Genomic DNA, 16,899 nt, shown 5'->3' with positions numbered 1-16,899 from the left:
CGACACCTTCGGATCGTCCATCACTCAGCAGCGGGTGCGGGTGCAGCCGTCGCTGGAGGCCGTCACGGTCGACGCCGTCGGCGCCCAGCAGCCGCCCGGAGTACTCCTCCAGCACGGCGATCTTGTCGGCCGCGGACACGCCGAAGGGATCGATCCGGTAGTTCGACACCCAGGTGGCGTCGGTATACACCGGCTCGGGCGCCAGTTCGATGCGCTCGCTGTTGAGAACCGCCAGCGTGGTGGCCACGTGCACCGCGCGGCGCGCGGTCTCGGCCGCCACGGCGGGCGCCAGCTCGGCGTGCGAGGCGAACCCCCAGGTGCCGTTGACGATCACCCGCACCGCCAGGCCGACCTCGCGGCTGACGACGGAGGTCTCCAGCTCGCCGTCGCGCAGCTGGATGATCTCGGTGCTGATGCGGTGAAGGCGCAGGTCGGCGTGGCTGGCCCCGGCCGCCCTGGCCGCCGACAACGCGGCTTCGGCAAGCTCGTGGCGCGGCAGGTCCAGGAAGTCGGCATCGATCCCCCGGTTCGGTGTCACGGCTCCACCGTAACGACCGCTTGTTACGGCCCGCTTTAATACCTCCATGGCGAGCGCCGCAGGGAGAACACGACCTCGGTCTACCGCGCTGGGCTACGCCTTGCTGGCGCCCAGCCTGTTCGGTGTGGTCGCCTTCCTGTTGCTGCCCATCCTGGTCGTGGTCTGGCTGAGCCTGTACCGGTGGGACTTGCTGGGCCCGCTGCGCTATGTGGGCCTGGCGAACTGGCGGTCGGTGCTCACCGACCGGGGCTTTGGCAACTCGCTGCTCGTGACGGCCGCGTTCGTGGCGATCGTGGTCCCGGCGCAGACGATGCTGGGGCTGCTCGCCGCGTCGATGCTGGTTCGCCGGCTGCCCGGCACCGGCCTGTTTCGCACGGTCTTCGTGCTGCCGTGGATCTGCGCGCCGCTGGCGATCGCGGTGCTGTGGCGCTGGATCCTGGCTCCCACCGACGGCGCGGTGAGCACGGTTCTGGGGCATTCGATTGGGTGGCTGTCCGACCCGAGCTTTGCGCTGCCGCTGGTTTCGGCGGTCGTCGTGTGGACCAACGTCGGCTACGTCTCGCTGTCCTTCTTGGCGGGGCTGCTGGCCATCCCCGAGGACATTCATGCCGCCGCGCGCACCGATGGCGCCACTGGGTGGCAGCGGTTCTGGCGCATCACGCTGCCGATGCTGCGGCCGACGATGTTTTTCGTGCTGGTGACCGGGATCGTGAGCGCGGCACAGGTTTTCGACATGGTCTACGCGCTGACGGGCGGCGGCCCAGCCGGCAGCACCGACCTGGTTGCCCACCGCATCTACGCCGAGGCGTTCGGATCGGCGGCGATCGGACGGGCGTCGGTCATGGCGGTGGTGCTGTTCGTCATCCTGATCGGCGTCACCTTCGTCCAGCATGTGTACTTCCGGCGGCGGATCAGCTATGACCTCGTCTAGCCGGGTCTTCAATGCCGTCGTCTATGCCGGGCTGGCGGTCGGCGCGCTGATCACGTTGGCCCCCTTTGCACTTGGTTTGTTGACCTCGTTCACGTCGGCGCACCAATTCGCCACCGGAACGCCGCTGCAGTTGCCGCGGCCGCCAACCCTGGCCAACTACACCGACCTGGGCGGGGCCGGGTTCGGGCGCGCGGCGGCGGTGACCGCGTTGATGACGGCGGTGATCCTGGTGGGTCAGCTCACCTTTTCGGTGCTGGCCGCATACGCGTTCGCGCGCTTGCGGTTTCCGGGACGCGATGCCCTGTTTTGGGTCTACATCGCGACGCTGATGGTGCCGGCGACGGTCACGGTGGTGCCGATGTATCTGATGATGGCGCAGCTGGGCCTGCGCAACACGTTCTGGGCGCTGGTGCTGCCGTTCGTGTTCGGCTCCCCCTACGCGATCTTCCTGCTGCGCGAGCACTTTCGCCTCATCCCCAACGATTTGATCAACGCCGCGCGCCTGGACGGCGCCAACACCCTGGACGTGATCGTGCACGTGGTGATCCCGTCCAGCCGCCCGGTGCTGGCCGCCCTGACGCTGATCACCGTGGTCTCGCAATGGAACAACTTCATGTGGCCGTTGGTGATCACCAGCGGGCACAAGTGGCGGGTGCTCACGGTGGCGACGGCGGATCTGCAGTCGCGGTTCAACTCCCAGTGGACGCTGGTGATGGCGGCGACGACGCTCGCGATCGTTCCGCTGATCACGGTCTTCGTGGGCTTCCAACGCCACATCGTCGCGTCGATCGTGGTGTCGGGGCTCAAGTGAGCGTGCCCCCGCCTCGCTCGTCGACGCTGATGGCGGTGTCGCTGGTGATCGTCGCGACGCTGCTGGCCGTCATGGCGGTGCTGCTGGACTACTCCGGTGAACCCCACGGCGGCAAGATCGTCGTGCGGGTGCGGCTGTGGTCCGACCAGATCGCCGCGGCGTATCGGGAGTCGTTCGAGGCGTTCGGCCGCGCCCATCCCAACATCGAGGTGCGCCTGAACCTGGTGGCGTACTCGACGTACTTCGACACGCTGCGCACCGACGTCGCCGGCGACAGCGCCGATGACATCTTCTGGGTGTCCAACGCCTACCTTGCCGCCTACGCCGACAGTGGCCGGTTGCTGGACATCGGCAAGGCGCTGGGCCGAGAGGCCGCCGCCGATTGGGAGCCGGCGGTGGTCGACCAGTTCACCCGTGGCGGCACGCTGTGGGGGGTGCCGCAGCTAACCGACGCGGGGATCGCGCTCTACTACAACGCCGACCTGCTCGGGGCCGCCGGAGTCGATCCCGCGCAGCTCAACGGCCTGCGGTGGAGCCCCGACGGCGGCGACACCTTGCGACCCCTGCTGGCCCGGCTTACCCTCGACGCCGACGGAAAGGCCGCGGGCACAGCGGGTTTCGACGCCGGACGGGTCCGGCAATGGGGATACAATGCGGCCAACGATCCGCAGGGCATCTACCTGAACTACATCGGCTCGGCGGGCGGGGTGTTCCAGCGAGGCGACGAGTTCGCGTTCGCCAATCCCGCCGCGGTGCAGGCGTTCCGCTATCTGGTCGGTCTGATCAACGACGATCACGTCGCACCGCCGGCCTCCGACACCAACGACAACGGCGACTTCTCCCGCAACCAGTTCCTGGCCGGCAGGATGGCGCTATTCCAGTCCGGCACCTACAACCTGGCGCCGGTCGACCGCGACGCGCGCTTCCACTGGGGTGTGGCGATGATGCCCGCAGGCCCCGTGGGCAGGGTCAGCGTCACCAACGGCATTGCGGCGGCTGGTAATTCGGCGACCAAGCACCCGAATGCGGTTCGACAGGTGCTGGCCTGGATGGGCAGCCGCGAGGGCAATGAATACCTGGGCCGTGACGGGGCGGCCATCCCCGCGGTGCTGTCGGCTCAGCGGGTCTACTTCGACCACTGGGCCGCCAAGGGCGTCGACGTCACACCCTTTTTCTCGGTGTTGCACGGCCCGCGGATCCCGGCGCCGGGCGGCGCCGGCTTCGCCGCCGGGAACACCGCCCTGCAAAGCTATTTCGACGAGATGTTCCTGGGCCGCGGCGACGTCGCGACGCTGCTGAAGCAAGCACAGGCGGCGGCCAACGCCGCCGCGCGGCGCTGATCAAACGGCTTCCGGCTCCTCTGCTGTGTTGAGCGCGCTGTGGTGGCGACCCCACACGAAGTAGAAGACCAGCGCCAGCACGATCCACCCGCTGAACGCGATCCAGGTGTACCAGTGCAGGCTCACCAGGATGTACCCGCAGGCCAGCACCGAAAGCACCGGCGTAACAGGGTAACCCGGGACCTTGAACGCCCGAGGCAGGTCGGGCTGGCGCACCCGCAGGATGATCACGCCGACCGACACGACGATGAACGCGGTCAGCGTGCCGATGGACACCATGTCCGCCAGCTTGTCGAGCGGTATCAAGGCGGCCAGCGTCCCGACGACGACCGCGACGATCACGGTGTTGGTCACCGGGGTCATCGTGCGCGCATTTACCGCAGCGAAGCGCGACGGCATCAGCCCGTCGCGGCCCATGGCGAACAGGATGCGGGTTTGGCCGTACATGGTGATCAGCGTGACGGTGAAGATCGAAATCACCGCGCCCGCACACAAGATGGTGCCGGCCCAGCTGCCACGCGTGACGTGGTCGAGGATCGTGGCCAGCCCCGCCTCCTGCTGCCCGGCGAAGTCCTGCCATGGCTGGGTGCCCAGCGCGGACAGCGCGACGAGCACGTAGACCCCGGTGACGATCACCAGCGCCGCGACCAGCGCGCGCGGCATCGTCTTCTGCGGGTCCTTGACCTCGTCTCCGGCCGTCGACACCGCGTCCAGGCCGATGAACGAGAAGAAGACGGTGCCGGCCGCCGAGCCGATGCCCGCCACGCCTAGCGGGGCGAAGTCCTTGAAGTGGCCCGTATCGAAGGCGGTGAACGCGATGATTACGAACATGGTCAGCACGCAAAGCTTGAGCAACACCATGGCCGCGTTGACCCTCGCCGATTCACTGGCGCCGCGGATCAGCAATACCGCGCACATCGCGATCAGGACGACGGCAGGCAGGTTCACATAGCCCGGCTGCGAGTCCCATGGGGCCGCCGACAAAGCGTGCGGCAGCTGGAATCCGAACAGGTTGCTCAGCAACTTGTTGACATAACCGCTCCATCCCACCGCGACCGCGGCGGTGGCCACCCCGTACTCCAGCAGCAGGCAGGCCGCCACGCAGACGGCGACGGCCTCACCCAGCGTGGTGTACGCATACGAGTAGGACGAACCCGAAATCGGCACGGCCGAGGTCAATTCGGCGTAGCAGAGGGCCGCCAGGCCGGCCGCGATGCCGGCGATGACGAACGAGACGATCACCCCCGGGCCGGCTTCCGGCACCGCCTGCGACAGCACGAAGAAGATGCCGGTGCCGATCGTCGAACCGACCCCGAACATCGTCAGCTCGAAGACACCGATGCTGCGTTTCAGTTGACCGGCGGCCCCGTGCGCGACCGGTGCGCCGACGACAGGGCGACGCCGCAGCATCTGGTCCATCAGGCCGATCGAGGTGGTTGGCAAATGGCGCCCCCTTGGTTGGATCAGCTGATTATGCGGCCTCCCGCAAGACCAGCGCGAACTGGTCGATCGCCCAGTCGATCTCCGGCACGGTGACCACCAGCGGCGGCGCGAACCGCAACGTCGAACCATGGGTGTCCTTGACCAGCACCCCGCGGTGGGCCAGCCGCAGGCTGATTTCCTTGCCGGTGCCCAGCGCCGGCTCGACGTCGACGCCCGCCCACAACCCGAGGCCGCGCACGGCCAGCACGCCGTCACCGATCAGCCCCCGCAGGCGGCGATGCAGGTGCGCGCCCAATTCGGCCGCGCGGGCCTGAAACTCGCCGCGCGCCAGCATGGCGACCACCGTGGTGCCGACCGCGGCGGCCAACGGGTTGCCGCCGAAGGTCGAGCCGTGCTCGCCGGGATGCAGCACGCCCAGGACGTCGCGGTTGGCGACCACCGCCGACAGCGGGACCACGCCGCCGCCCAGCGCCTTGCCGAGCAGGTAGACGTCGGGTACGACGCCCCACCGGTCGCAGGCGAAGGTGTAACCGGTGCGGGCCAGCCCCGACTGGATCTCGTCGGCGATCAGCAGCACGTTGCGCTCGCTGCACAGCCCGCGGGCGACCGGCAGGTAGTCGTCGGGCGGGACGACGATGCCGGCCTCGCCCTGGATCGGCTCCAGCAGCACGGCGACGGTGTCGTCGTCGATCGCCCGGGCCAGCGCCGACGCGTCGCCGAAGGGCACGGAACGGAAGCCCGGGGTGAACGGCCCGAAGCCGTCGCGTGCGGCCGGATCCGAGGAGAAGCTGACGATGCTGATCGTGCGGCCATGAAAGTTGTTGTCGGCCACGACGATGTTGGCCCGGCCCGCCGGAACACCCTTGACGTCGGTGCCCCACTTGCGGGCGACCTTGAGGCCGCTCTCCACGGCTTCGGCGCCCGAGTTCATCGGCAGCACCATGTCCTTGCCGCACAACCGGGCAAGGGCGGCGCAAAACGGTCCGAGCTTGTCGGAATGGAACGCCCGGCTCACCAGCGTGACGGTGTCCAGCTGCGCGTGGGCCGCCGCGGTGATCTCGGGGTTGCGATGACCGAAGTTGACCGCCGAGTAGGCGGCGAGGCAATCCAGGTAGCGCCGGCCGTCGACGTCGGTGATCCAGGCACCGTCGGCGCTGGCCGCGACCACCGGCAACGGCGAATAGTTATGCGCCGCATGCCGTTCGACCAAGGAGATCGCGATCTCCGTCGAAGTCCGGGCGTCGAGGATCGTCATGGGAATACCTCCAACGTGCAGCACTTGACGGAACCGCCGCCCTTGAGCAGCTCGGACAGATCAACCCCGACGGGCTCGAAGCCGGCGCCGCGCAGTTGGGCCGCGAATCCCGTTGCGGCACCGGGCAGCACCACGTTCAGGCCGTCGGAAACGGCGTTCAGACCGAACACGTAGGCGTCCGCGCTTCCTACCACGATGGCGTCGGGAAACAGTGCGTGGAGCTGGTCCTGCGCGGAGGTGCTGAACGCGGGCGGATAGAACGCGATCGTGTGCTCGTCGAGAACGGCCAGCGCGGTGTCGAGGTGATAAAACCGCGGGTCCACCAGTTCCAGCGAGACGACGGGAACGCCCAGCGCCGCGCCGATTTCCGGGTGCGCGCGCTGGTCGGTGCGAAAGCCGTAGCCCGCCAACACCATGTCGCCGGCCATGAGCAAGTCGCCCTGCCCCTCGTTGACGTGGCGGGTGAACACCGGCCGGTAGCCCAGCGAGGACATCCAGTCGGCATAGGCGGCCGACTCGCCGTACCGTTCGGCGAAGCGGAACCGGGCGACGATCGCGATGTCTCGTGCGATGAACCCGCCGTTGGCGGCGTACACCATGTCGGGAAGGCCGGGCACGGGCTCGACCACGTCCACGTGGTGACCCAGCCCGAGGTACGTCCGGCGCAACGCCTCCCACTGCTCCTGCGCGAGGCGAACGTCGACGGGTGCGGTCACGTCCATCCAGGGATTGATTGCGTACTCGACCGCGAAGAAGGCCGGCGGCGTCATTGCGTAGCGGCAGGTCCGGGGCACGCGGGGCTTGGGAGGCGCGGGTGCTGCGACGTAAGAATCCGTCATAAATCAACGGTATTTGCAGGGCCTAGGACAAGCAAACGACGATTATTGCGTGTCTGTAGCCTGTTTATTGCGCTACAGTCGCTAGCACGACGATTTGTTGCGCGAGGGAGTGGCGATGGACCGCCTTGATGAGACCGACGAGCGCATCCTCGCCGAGCTGACTCAGCACGCGCGGGCCACGTTCGCCGAAATCGGCCAGACGGTGAATCTCTCGGCGCCGGCGGTCAAGCGTCGCGTCGACCGGATGGTCGACCACGGGGTGATCAAGGGCTTCACCACGGTCGTCGACCGCAATGCGCTCGGCTGGAACACCGAGGCCTACGTGCAGGTGTTCTGTCACGGCACGATCGCACCCGATCGGCTGCGGGCGGCCTGGGCGGACATGCCCGAGGTGGTCAGCGCGGCGACCGTCACCGGCACGTCGGATGCCATCCTGCACGTGCTGGCCCGCGACATGCGCCACCTCGAGGCGGCCCTCGAGCGCATCCGGTCGAGCGCGGACATCGAACGCAGCGAAAGCATAGTGGTGCTGTCGAACCTCATCGACCGGATGCGCACCTGAGGCCCGCGGCCCCAGCGCCCGGCGAACCAGGCGCCGATGTCGGCCACTTGCTCAAGCTACGCGAAAAGCAAGCGGCCCTACCGCATTTTCGGGCCTACGGGGTGGTGTGCAAGATCGGCAATAACGTCTCGAGCGCCACCGCTGCCGCGCTGATCGCGACGGTGACCGCGATCGTCACCCAGTCGGCCAGTTTCGGGCGCGCCGGGTTGGCCGCGAGCTGACCCGTGCCGCCGCGGGCGGTGATCGCGTCGCCCATCTCGTCGGCGCGCCGCAGCGTGACGGTGATGGCGGCGGCCAGCATGTCGATCAGCTCCAGGGCGTGCCGCCGGCGACGGGCCTTGCGGCTCAGCGGGATCCGTTTGGGCCGCAGCCGCCGGGCCGCGTACAGCACCTGGAATTCGTCGAGCAACATCGGGAAGGCCCGCAGCGCGAGCGCCAAAGCCACCGCCCATTCGTCGACCGGGATCCGCAATAGGCGCAGCGGCCGGCCCAATGTCGCTACGGCCGGCCCTATTTCGGCGACATTGGTCGTCCAGGACACCATTGCCCCGAGCGCGAGCAACACGATCGACAGCGCGGTGATCCGCAGGAAGTTCAACCCGCCGCCGAGCCCGATCTCGAGCCCGGCTATCGAGACCTTCGGGCGACCGCCGGCCAGCGCGGCCGTGATGCCGCCCAGGGCGATGAGCACCCACAGCCACCGCGGCACCGACGGCAGTACGCCGCGCGGAATGCGTGCGATCTTGGCCGCCGCCAGCACCAGGGCGGCGACGAACCCGATCGTCCACCAGCCCGGGTAGAACGTCAGCAGCACCGAAACGCCAAGGACGACCAGCAGTTTGGTACCCGCCCACAGTTCGTGGATGGTCGAGGTTCCGGGTACCGGGACGAGCAGCACCACCGGGCGCTGGGTGCGCCGGGTCGATGACTGCTTAGGGGCGGAGGTGGCGGTCATGCCATACCCCCCGCCGCCGCCGACACCTGTTCCAGGGTGCCGTTGCGCAAGTGCAGGGTGCGCGGGCACACGTCCTCCAGCCCGACGAAGTCGTGCGAGATGACCACCACCGTCAGGCCCCGCTCGCGGCGCAGGTCCTCGAGCAGCCGCAGCAGGCCGCGCTGGCTGGCGGCGTCCAAACCCGCGAGCGGCTCGTCGAGAATCAAGGCGCGTGGCGAGCGGGCCAAGAGCCCGGCCAGCACCACGCGGCGCATCTGGCCGCCGCTGAGCTGCTCGATCCGCCGCTTTGCCAGCGTGGGATCGAGTCCGACAACGGCGAGCGCGGCGGCGACGCGATCCTCCTCGCGGTGCGAAAAGCCCGCTGCGGAGGCCACTTCCAGGTCCACGCGGCTGCGCATCAACTGCAGCCGCGCCGCCTGGAACGACAACGCCACCGCGCCGACCTGCTCGTGGGTCGGGCGGCCATTCAGCAGACAGCTACCGCTGGTGGGGACCGTCAAGCCGGCCATGATCCACGCCAGCGTCGACTTACCCGAGCCGTTGCCGCCGTGGATCAGCACCCCATCGCCTTGCCCGACGGTGAAGGTGACGTCGTGCAGCGCGGTCTTGGCCCAGGGGGTACCGCTGCCGTATTCGTGGCCGACTCCGAGAAGTTCCATGACCGGCGCGTGCGAGCCGTGATCGTCGGCGACAGTTCGGGTGGGCGCGGCCGCGGTCTCGACCATGCGCGTGTTGTCCGGCGAATCGCTGAGATCGATTGTGCGATCGGCGCAATCGGCCTCGTTGTTGTAGTGCGTGATATGCATCAGCGCCGTGCGGTGCCGCTTGGTGAGACCGGACAGCACGCCCAGCAAGGCATCGCGGCCTTGCTGATCGACCATGGTGGTGACCTCGTCGGCGATGAGCAACGCCGGCTCCCGGGCCAGCGCCGCCGCGAGCGCGAGGCGCTGCAGCTCACCTCCCGACAGGCTTCCGGTGTCGCGTTCGGCGAGCCCCTCGAGGCCGACCTCGGTCAGCAGCCGGTTCACGTCGATGTGGGTGCCCGGCGGCAAACCCCAGACCACGTCGTCGCCTACCCGGGTGCCCAGGACCTGGCTTTCGGGGTGCTGGAGCACCACGGCCGTGCCGCCGAGCTTGCCCAAGCCGACAGCGCCCGGGCGGTCGATGGTGCCCGAGGTCGGTTCCCGGCCGGCCAGGATCAGCATCAGCGTGGTCTTGCCGGAACCGTTAGGCCCGGTCACCGCGACGTGTTCGCCCACCCGCAGATTCAGGCTGACCTCGCGCAGGGCGTCTTGGCGGGCACCGGGATACCGGAACCGCACCTTGTCGAGCCGCACGGGGACGGGGCCGATGTGGCCCTCCTCACCCTTGCTGCCGTCCCAGGCGTCCAGCTTGTGGACGTCGGGGATGCCGCGCATGCGCTCCAACAGGCGGGACAGCGCCCACCAGCCGATCAGCGACACGATGGTGATCCCGACCACGTAATAGGCCAGGACCAACCACGGCCAGTAGTGGACTCCGAAGGCGAAACACCGTTTCAAGGCATCCGCGCCGCCCTGCAGGTGGACCCGGCTCATGAACGCCGCGAGCCCGTCCACGTCGGCGGTCATCACGTCGAAAATCAGGTGCCGCAGCCGGGTCATCACCATCAGCGCGCCGACGTTCGCGGCGCCGAACACGAGCCCCGCCACCAGCGAACAGACGATCACCGTGGGTGTGCCGCGGCCCTTGCGCTTGATGAATCCGGTCAGACCGCCGATGTAGACGCAGTGGACGACGGTCATCAGTCCGCCCAGCCCGGCGATCAGAAATGCGATCACCCCGGCAGCAACGGTCGCGGCCGCCAGCACCCGTAGCCGGTAACGGTAGGCCAGCAGCCCGGTGGGCACGGTACCCAGCAAGGCCAGCCCCGCCGCGAACGGGACGACCACGGAAATGATCGCGATCACCGCGCACAGCGCCCCCATCACCGAGGCCTGCGCCAATTCGACCGGTCGCAGCGGTCCGCCCCGACGGCGTGCACGGGATGGGCTGGGGGCGGTCACTTTACCGATTGTGCCAGGCCGCGGCGGCAAGTCCCCGCAGCGCGCCAGTGGCCCTGGGTTTTGCGGTCCGGACGCGTGGCGGACGTCTCGCTTAGCAAACCTATGCAACCATGGAGGTATGAATGCATCCGCCGCCAACAACAACGATGTCGTTGACGCCGCAAACACCGAGCCGCAGCCCGGGCTGGGAGCAGACCTGCTCGCCGTCGTCGCGCGGCTCAACCGGCTGGCGACCCAGCGCATCCAGATGCCGCTGCCCGCCGCGCAGGCCAGGCTGCTGGCCACCATCGAAGCCCACGGCGAGGCCCGCATCGGTGACCTGGCCGCCGTCGATCACTGCTCGCAACCGACGATGACCACCCAGGTGCGCCGCCTCGAGGAGGCCGGCCTGGTCACCCGAACCGTCGATCCCGGGGACGCCCGGGCGGTGCGCATCCGCATCACGGACGACGGCATCCGCACGCTCAACGCGGTCCGCGCGGACCGCGCCGCCGCGATCGAGCCGCAATTGGCACTGTTGGAACCAACGGACCGCCAGGTGCTCAAGGACGCGGTCGGGGTGCTGCGCCGGCTGCTCGAGAATGCCGCCGCGTCTGGGCGACGCAATACCCTGTGATCGGCGTCCGCCTCGGCGGACAGGCGCTCGGTGGAGAGACCGTGGAGAGACCAAAGCCAACGGGTAGACACTTGAAGCAACGTCCGAAGGCCGGGGCGATGTCTAATCGGTGGTCTGATCGGTGACGAAAGGTAGCGGTGATGCGGACCGAGGCTTCCGCCATTCCGGCCTCCCCTTTGACCGTGTGGTTCGGTCCGACGCGGTACGTCTTTGGCCCGGGCCGCGACGTGCTGGTGGGCTACGGCCACGGGGTCGACATTCCCTTGGGGCGCCCGGGAAACGCGGCCCCACCGCCGCCGGCGGCCGGCCCGGACGTGGTCCTGCGGTTCACCGGTAGCCACTGGGTGGCCATCAGCAGCAGCCCCCACGGCATGTTCGTGAACGGCAGCCGCGTGTCCGCGGTCGACATCCACTCCGGGCAGGCGATCACCATCGGCGATCCGCAGCGAGGTCCGCGGTTGGTGTTCCAGATCGGTCCGCCGGCGGGACCGCCCCTGCGCCCGGCCGGTCCGCCGCAAGGGCCGCCGCACCCGCGGCCGCCGCAATTCCGCCCCTCCCCGCCGCCAACACCTCCACCGCCGCCGCCCGTGGCGGCGCGTCCTGCGCCTCCGCCTGTGGCGGCGCAGCCCCCACGCCGCGACGATCCCAACTTGCAGGCCCCCTCGGAGCGGGCCACCCAGCGAATACGGATCGCGCCACCGCAACCGCCTGCGGCCGAGCGGCCCAGTCCGCCCGAGGCCGAGCGCCCCAGCCCACCTGAGGCGTCAGAACCTGCGGCGCCACCCGTCGTCCCGCCATCGCCACCCGCGGCGCCACCCGTCCCGCCGCCGCCCGTCGCGGACGACGAAGCACCCCGGGGCCAGGATCTGATCGAGCAGATGACCACCCGCAAGCTGCCCGCTTCGCGCCCGTCGTTCCGCACCGAGGAGCCGAGCGCCACCTATCGACTGCCGCTTCGACCCGACGCGCGCACCCTCGGGGTGGCCGCATACCAGCTGGGGCTGGCCGTCGACGGGCACGAGATGCTCACCGATATCTCGTTCATGGCGCGGCCCGGGACATTGACCGCGATCACCGGGCCGTCGCCGGCACGCAACTCCGCGCTGCTCCAGCTCCTCGCCGGCACCAGGGAAACCAGCTCCGGCCACACCACCGTGGATGGGCACGACGTGCACGCCGAGCCCGAGTCCATGCGCAGCCACATCGGGATCGTGCAGCGCGACGAGCGGGTTCACCCGCGGCTGACCGTCGAGCGGGAAATGCGGTTCGCCGCCGAACTGCGCCTGCCGCCGGACACCGCGCCCGAGCACCGCCAGCGGGTGGTGGACCAGCTTCTCGAAGAGCTCGATCTGACGCCGCACCGCGCGACCCGAATCAGCAAGCTCCCACCCGAGGCGCGCCGCTGCGTGTCGATGGCGGTCGAGCTCCTCACCAGACCGACGCTGCTGGTGGTCGACGAACCGACCGCCGGGCTGGACGCGGCGCAACAGGAGCACGTGATGGCGATGCTGCGGCGCCAGGCCGATGTCGGCTGCGTCGTGGTGGTGGCCATGTCCTCGCAGGAATCGCTGCGGCACCTCAACATGTGCGATCAGGTTTTGGTGCTGACATCGACCGGCGCCGTGGCGTTCCTGGGCACGCCCCTGCAGGTCGAGTCCACGCTGGGCAGCACCGACTGGGCACGTGTCGTCGAGCAGGTGCGCACGGACCCCGACGGTGCCCACCGCGCATTCCTGACACGCCAGCCGGCAGGGGTGCCGGCCACGCCGCCCGAGGTCGCCGCGCCGTGGCCGCCGCCGGCAGAGCTGCCGCTCAAGCGGCAAATCTGGCTCGTGGCTCGTCGCCAGCTTCGCCTGCTCCTCGGCGAGCGCCTGTACCTCTTGTTCTTGCTGGTCCTGCCCTTCGTGCTGGCGGCGCTGACCCTGCTGATACCCGGCGACTCGGGCCTAGAGCGGCCCAACCCGAGCAGCTCCAACCCGCATGAAGCCATCGAGATCCTGGCCGCGCTCAACATCGCCGCGGTGATCGTTGGCCTCGTGCTGACCATCCGCACGCTGGTCGACGAGCGTCGCGTCTTCCGCCGCGAGCAGGCCATCGGGCTGTCGGCGCCGGCCTACCTGGTCGCCAAGGTCGTCGTCTTCGGTTTTGCCGCGGCCGCCCTCTCGGCCGTCGTATTCGGCATCGTCATCGCCGTCAAGGGCGGCCCGGTGCACGGCGCCGTCTTGTTGCACAACGCCACGGCCGAGCTCTACGTGAGCGTGGCCGTCACGGCGATGGTCTCGGCGGTCATCGGCCTCGCGCTGTCCGCGCTCGGCAACCGGATGCGGGAGGTCCTGCCGCTGCTGGTGCCGGTGATCCTGGTCTCGCTGCTGTTCAACGGCAGCCTGGTCCAACTGGTCGGCAAGTGGGGCTTCCAGCAGATCTCCTGGTTCGTCCCGGCCCAGTGGGGATTTGCGGCTACGGCATCGACGGTCGATCTACGCAGGGTCGACGCGCTGGCCGCCAATGCCGAAATGTGGACCCACTATTCGGGCTGGTGGGTGTTCGACATGGCGATGCTGCTCGCCTTCGGCGCGGTGGCGGCCGGGTTCACCCTGTATCGGCTGCGGGCGCCCAGCCGCGGACCCAGCCGGGCGCCACTGCAGCGCGAACAGCAGGAGCTTGGTGAGCTGACCGCGTGATCACGACAGCCGCCCGGAATCGCCGAGCGTGCAGTCAGCGCGAGAATCTGGCCGCGGACTCGCGGTGAATGCACGTTGGGCAGGCGAACGCGTTTCAAGCGCCCGACCAGCGGGTTACCGTGCACACTATGGCGCCAGACACGAAAACCACTGCCGAACATCTGCGCAACGCGCTCGACGGGCGTTGGCGCGACGTGAAGAACCGGATGCGGGCCACCATGACCGAGGAGTTGTTCCGCCCCCACTACACGCCTAACACCGTGATCGCCCGCACCAAGGTGGCCGAGCAAATGAGGATCATGGCCGCGTTCGGTGTCGCCGCCGACAACTTCCGCAAAGAGCACGGCGGCACCGGCGACGTGGGTGCGGCGATCACGATGATCGAGATGCTGGCAATGTCGGACCTGTCGCTGATGGTGAAGGCCGGGGTGCAGTGGGGGCTGTTCGGCGGCGCCGTCGAGAACCTCGGCACCGAGCGTCACCACGAGGCCTACGTGAAGAAGATCATCAGCCTCGAGATGCGCGGTTGCTTTGCGATGACCGAGACCGGACACGGCAGCGACGTTCAATCGGTGGAAACCACCGCGACGTACGATCCCGAGACGCAGGAGTTCGTCATCGACTCCCCCACCCCGACCGCCCGCAAGGATTACATCGGCGGCGCGGCCGAAACCGCAACCACTGCAGCGGTTTTCGCGCAGCTTATCACCACCGAGAATGGCGAGCCGGTCAACCACGGCGTGCACTGCGTGCTGGTCCCGATCCGCGACGCCGACGGCAGCGACCTGCCCGGGATCACCACGTCGGACTGCGAATACAAGGGCGGACTGCCCGGCGTCGACAATGGCCGCATCGTGTTCGACCACGTCCGCGTCCCGCGGGTGAATCTGCTGAACAAGTACGGCGACGTCGCACCCGACGGCACCTACAGCTCGCCGATCGAGAACCCCAACCGCAGGTTCTTCACCATGCTGGGGACCCTGATCCGCGGCCGGATCACCGTCGGCGGTAGCGCGGGCGCCGCCGCCCGCGTCGCGCTGGACATCGCTACCCGATATGCGTTGCAGCGCAGGCAATTCAGCGCACCTGATGAGGACACCGAGGTGCTGATCATGGACTACCTGGTGCACCAGCGCCGGCTGTTTCCGTTGATCGCACGCTCATACGCGCTGCAGTTCGCCCAGAACGAGCTGGTGAGCAAGTGCCACGACATTCAGACCGCCGACGCCCCCGACGCCGACGAGCAGCGCGAGCTGGAGGCCCGGGCCGCGGGGCTGAAGGCGGCGAACACCTGGCACGCGACCCGAGCCATTCAGGAAGCCCGCGAGGCGTGCGGGGGCGCGGGTTACATGGCCGAGAACCGGCTGATCGGGCTGCGCGGCGACACCGACGTGTTCACCACATTCGAGGGCGACAACCACGTGCTGACTCAATTAGTGGCCAAGGAGCTGCTGACGGCGTACGCCGACGACATCCGCAGCATGAGCCCGGTCGAATGGGTGCGCTTCGCGGCCAACACCGTTGGCGAGCGTGTTCTGAAACGCACTGCGGCGGAGACGATCATCCAAACGATCGTGGACACCCGGCAGGACAGCGAGGAAGAAGGCAGCCTGTTCAACCGAGGCACCCAGATCAAGATGTTCGAGGACCGCGAAGAATATCTACTGGCGTCGGTGGCGCGACGGCTGCAGGCCAAATCCAAGGACATGTCGCAATTCGACGCGTTCAACGCGGTGCAAGACCATGTGTTGCACGCCGCGAACGCGCACATCGACCGAATCGTGTTGGAAGCCTTCGTCGCCGGGATCGACGCCTGCGAGGATGAGAAGGCCCGCGAGTTGTTGTGCATCGTCTGCGACTTGTATGCGTTGTCGGTGATCGAGGATGACAAGGCCTGGTACATCGAGCACCGCTACCTGTCCACCGAGCGGGCCAAGGCCGTCACTCGTGGCATCAACGATCGCTGCCGGGCGCTGCGCCCGCATGCCGAGACGCTGGTCGACGGGTTCGGGATCCCCGAGCCGCTGCGCTACGCCGAGATGCTGCACCCCGAGAACCTGTCGGCCTGAGCGTCAGCGTCGCGAGGGGCTGTGCCGCAAGCCTATTGGTGAGGGATCTTGCCGAGCGGTTGCAGCGTGCCATCTGAGCCGATGTGGAACTTCACCGTTCCGATGCCCTTGGGACAACACGGCTCTTCCTTGCCGACCTGCCATTGATACTGGACGGTGATGGTGTCGTCGCCGGCGGGCAGCACGGTGATGTACGGCTTCGGGTTTGGTGTGGCCGGACCGAGGGGCCTGTCGTGGTCGAAGAACAGCAGCTGCTGAGGGGTCGACTCGCTGGCGATGGTCGGGATGATCTGCACCCAGTACAAGCGGCAGTTCTTGGTGTGCCCGCGGGCGATCTCGACCCAGCTCGATCCCGGAACCTCCACCGGAACCGAGGAGATGGCCTGCCGCACCGTGTCGGCCGTCGGCCCGTCCGACTGCTTGCAGGTATCGGTTTGCGAGGCCGGCGGTGTCGTCGATTTGCCGCCGCAAGCCGAGACCAACAAAAGCAGCACAATCACAAACAAGCGACGCACATTGTGAGCTTAACGAAAACTGTGAATGTCCCATTTGTTTCATCGGAACCCCCTTCTGAGGGGCGATTCCCAAGCATCTGCGGGTAACGTGGGCGAAGTCGCAGATCGGCGCTGACCTGCGGTTATCCGTTTGGTTTGCGGCCCTCCGGACACTCACACAGCGCTTCGGATCCGGTGAGAGCAAGCCGTAAAGCGGCGGAAACATCGGACGCCCGGTGCCGAAACATCCTTGTCGCACCATTTAGTGCCGTAGCCCATGCGCTAGTAGGGAGGGAAGTAGGCGTGGCCAAAACGCCTCA

14 protein-coding genes are annotated in these 16,899 nt (G+C 68.3%); 7 read left to right on the top strand and 7 right to left on the bottom strand.

The features are described 5' to 3' along the window. Positions 1-538: PmbA/TldA family metallopeptidase (locus A5764_RS19465; RefSeq protein ID WP_304441336.1), on the bottom strand; the 538-nt coding region annotated here is incomplete at its 3' end. A 46-nt stretch (positions 539-584) separates the two neighbouring features. Here A5764_RS19465 and A5764_RS19460 point away from each other — a divergent pair. Genes A5764_RS19460 through A5764_RS19450 form a run of 3 tightly spaced genes read left to right on the top strand, consistent with a single transcriptional unit; the run spans position 585 to position 3,620 of the window. Next, positions 585-1,469 (top strand): carbohydrate ABC transporter permease, encoded by an 885-nt coding sequence (locus tag A5764_RS19460; protein WP_067115720.1) that lies wholly within the window; start codon positions 585-587, stop codon positions 1,467-1,469. Further along, complete coding sequence (locus tag A5764_RS19455; protein WP_067115716.1) at positions 1,456-2,280, top strand: carbohydrate ABC transporter permease; 825 nt, start codon at positions 1,456-1,458, stop codon at positions 2,278-2,280. The genes A5764_RS19460 and A5764_RS19455 overlap by 14 nt, the downstream gene beginning before the upstream one ends. A 2-nt stretch (positions 2,281-2,282) precedes the next feature. Further along, positions 2,283-3,620: a sugar ABC transporter substrate-binding protein gene (locus tag A5764_RS19450; RefSeq protein ID WP_156664767.1), complete on the top strand. Its 1,338-nt coding sequence runs from the start codon at positions 2,283-2,285 to the stop codon at positions 3,618-3,620. Here A5764_RS19450 and A5764_RS19445 read toward each other — a convergent pair whose 3' ends face one another. The 3 genes from A5764_RS19445 to ddaH are packed head-to-tail and all read right to left on the bottom strand — an operon-like array spanning position 3,621 to position 7,157. Then, positions 3,621-5,063 (bottom strand): amino acid permease, encoded by a 1,443-nt coding sequence (locus tag A5764_RS19445; protein ID WP_156664766.1) that lies wholly within the window; start codon positions 5,061-5,063, stop codon positions 3,621-3,623. Positions 5,064-5,091: 28 nt separating this feature from the next. Continuing rightward, positions 5,092-6,318 (bottom strand): ornithine--oxo-acid transaminase, encoded by a 1,227-nt coding sequence (gene rocD / locus A5764_RS19440; protein ID WP_067115710.1) that lies wholly within the window; start codon positions 6,316-6,318, stop codon positions 5,092-5,094. After that, positions 6,315-7,157: a dimethylargininase gene (gene ddaH / locus A5764_RS19435; RefSeq protein ID WP_067115707.1), complete on the bottom strand. Its 843-nt coding sequence runs from the start codon at positions 7,155-7,157 to the stop codon at positions 6,315-6,317. Before ddaH ends, rocD begins: the two co-directional genes overlap by 4 nt. A gap of 115 nt (positions 7,158-7,272) precedes the next feature. Here ddaH and A5764_RS19430 point away from each other — a divergent pair, with 115 nt between their 5' ends. Beyond that, complete coding sequence (locus A5764_RS19430) at positions 7,273-7,719, top strand: Lrp/AsnC family transcriptional regulator (protein WP_067115704.1); 447 nt, start codon at positions 7,273-7,275, stop codon at positions 7,717-7,719. 94 nt (positions 7,720-7,813) lie between these two features. Here the strand turns inward: A5764_RS19430 and A5764_RS19425 are convergent, their stop codons facing one another. After that, a complete protein-coding gene (locus tag A5764_RS19425; protein WP_067115701.1) occupies positions 7,814-8,674 on the bottom strand; it encodes an energy-coupling factor transporter transmembrane protein EcfT in 861 nt (286 codons plus the stop codon). Beyond that, positions 8,671-10,719, bottom strand: coding sequence for a DUF2232 domain-containing protein (locus A5764_RS19420; protein WP_082951806.1), 2,049 nt, complete (start codon positions 10,717-10,719; stop codon positions 8,671-8,673). The genes A5764_RS19425 and A5764_RS19420 overlap by 4 nt, the downstream gene beginning before the upstream one ends. 118 nt (positions 10,720-10,837) lie before the next feature. Here A5764_RS19420 and A5764_RS19415 point away from each other — a divergent pair, with 118 nt between their 5' ends. From A5764_RS19415 to A5764_RS19405, 3 genes are all read left to right on the top strand, one after another. Continuing rightward, positions 10,838-11,335, top strand: a complete 498-nt coding sequence (locus A5764_RS19415; RefSeq protein WP_067115695.1) for a MarR family winged helix-turn-helix transcriptional regulator — start codon at positions 10,838-10,840, stop codon at positions 11,333-11,335. Positions 11,336-11,475: 140 nt separating this feature from the next. Further along, positions 11,476-14,016: an ATP-binding cassette domain-containing protein gene (locus A5764_RS19410; RefSeq protein ID WP_067115692.1), complete on the top strand. Its 2,541-nt coding sequence runs from the start codon at positions 11,476-11,478 to the stop codon at positions 14,014-14,016. A 128-nt stretch (positions 14,017-14,144) separates the two neighbouring features. Then, positions 14,145-16,085 (top strand): acyl-CoA dehydrogenase, encoded by a 1,941-nt coding sequence (locus A5764_RS19405; protein ID WP_067115689.1) that lies wholly within the window; start codon positions 14,145-14,147, stop codon positions 16,083-16,085. A gap of 32 nt (positions 16,086-16,117) precedes the next feature. Here A5764_RS19405 and A5764_RS19400 read toward each other — a convergent pair whose 3' ends face one another. After that, complete coding sequence (locus A5764_RS19400) at positions 16,118-16,579, bottom strand: LppP/LprE family lipoprotein (protein WP_369807344.1); 462 nt, start codon at positions 16,577-16,579, stop codon at positions 16,118-16,120. Between the last annotated feature and the right edge of the window lie 320 nt (positions 16,580-16,899).

It is taken from the genome of Mycobacterium sp. 852002-51057_SCH5723018 (assembly GCF_001667035.1).
Classification (GTDB): Bacteria; Actinomycetota; Actinomycetes; order Mycobacteriales; family Mycobacteriaceae; genus Mycobacterium.
This window is presented reverse-complemented; position numbering and strand designations above follow the sequence as displayed.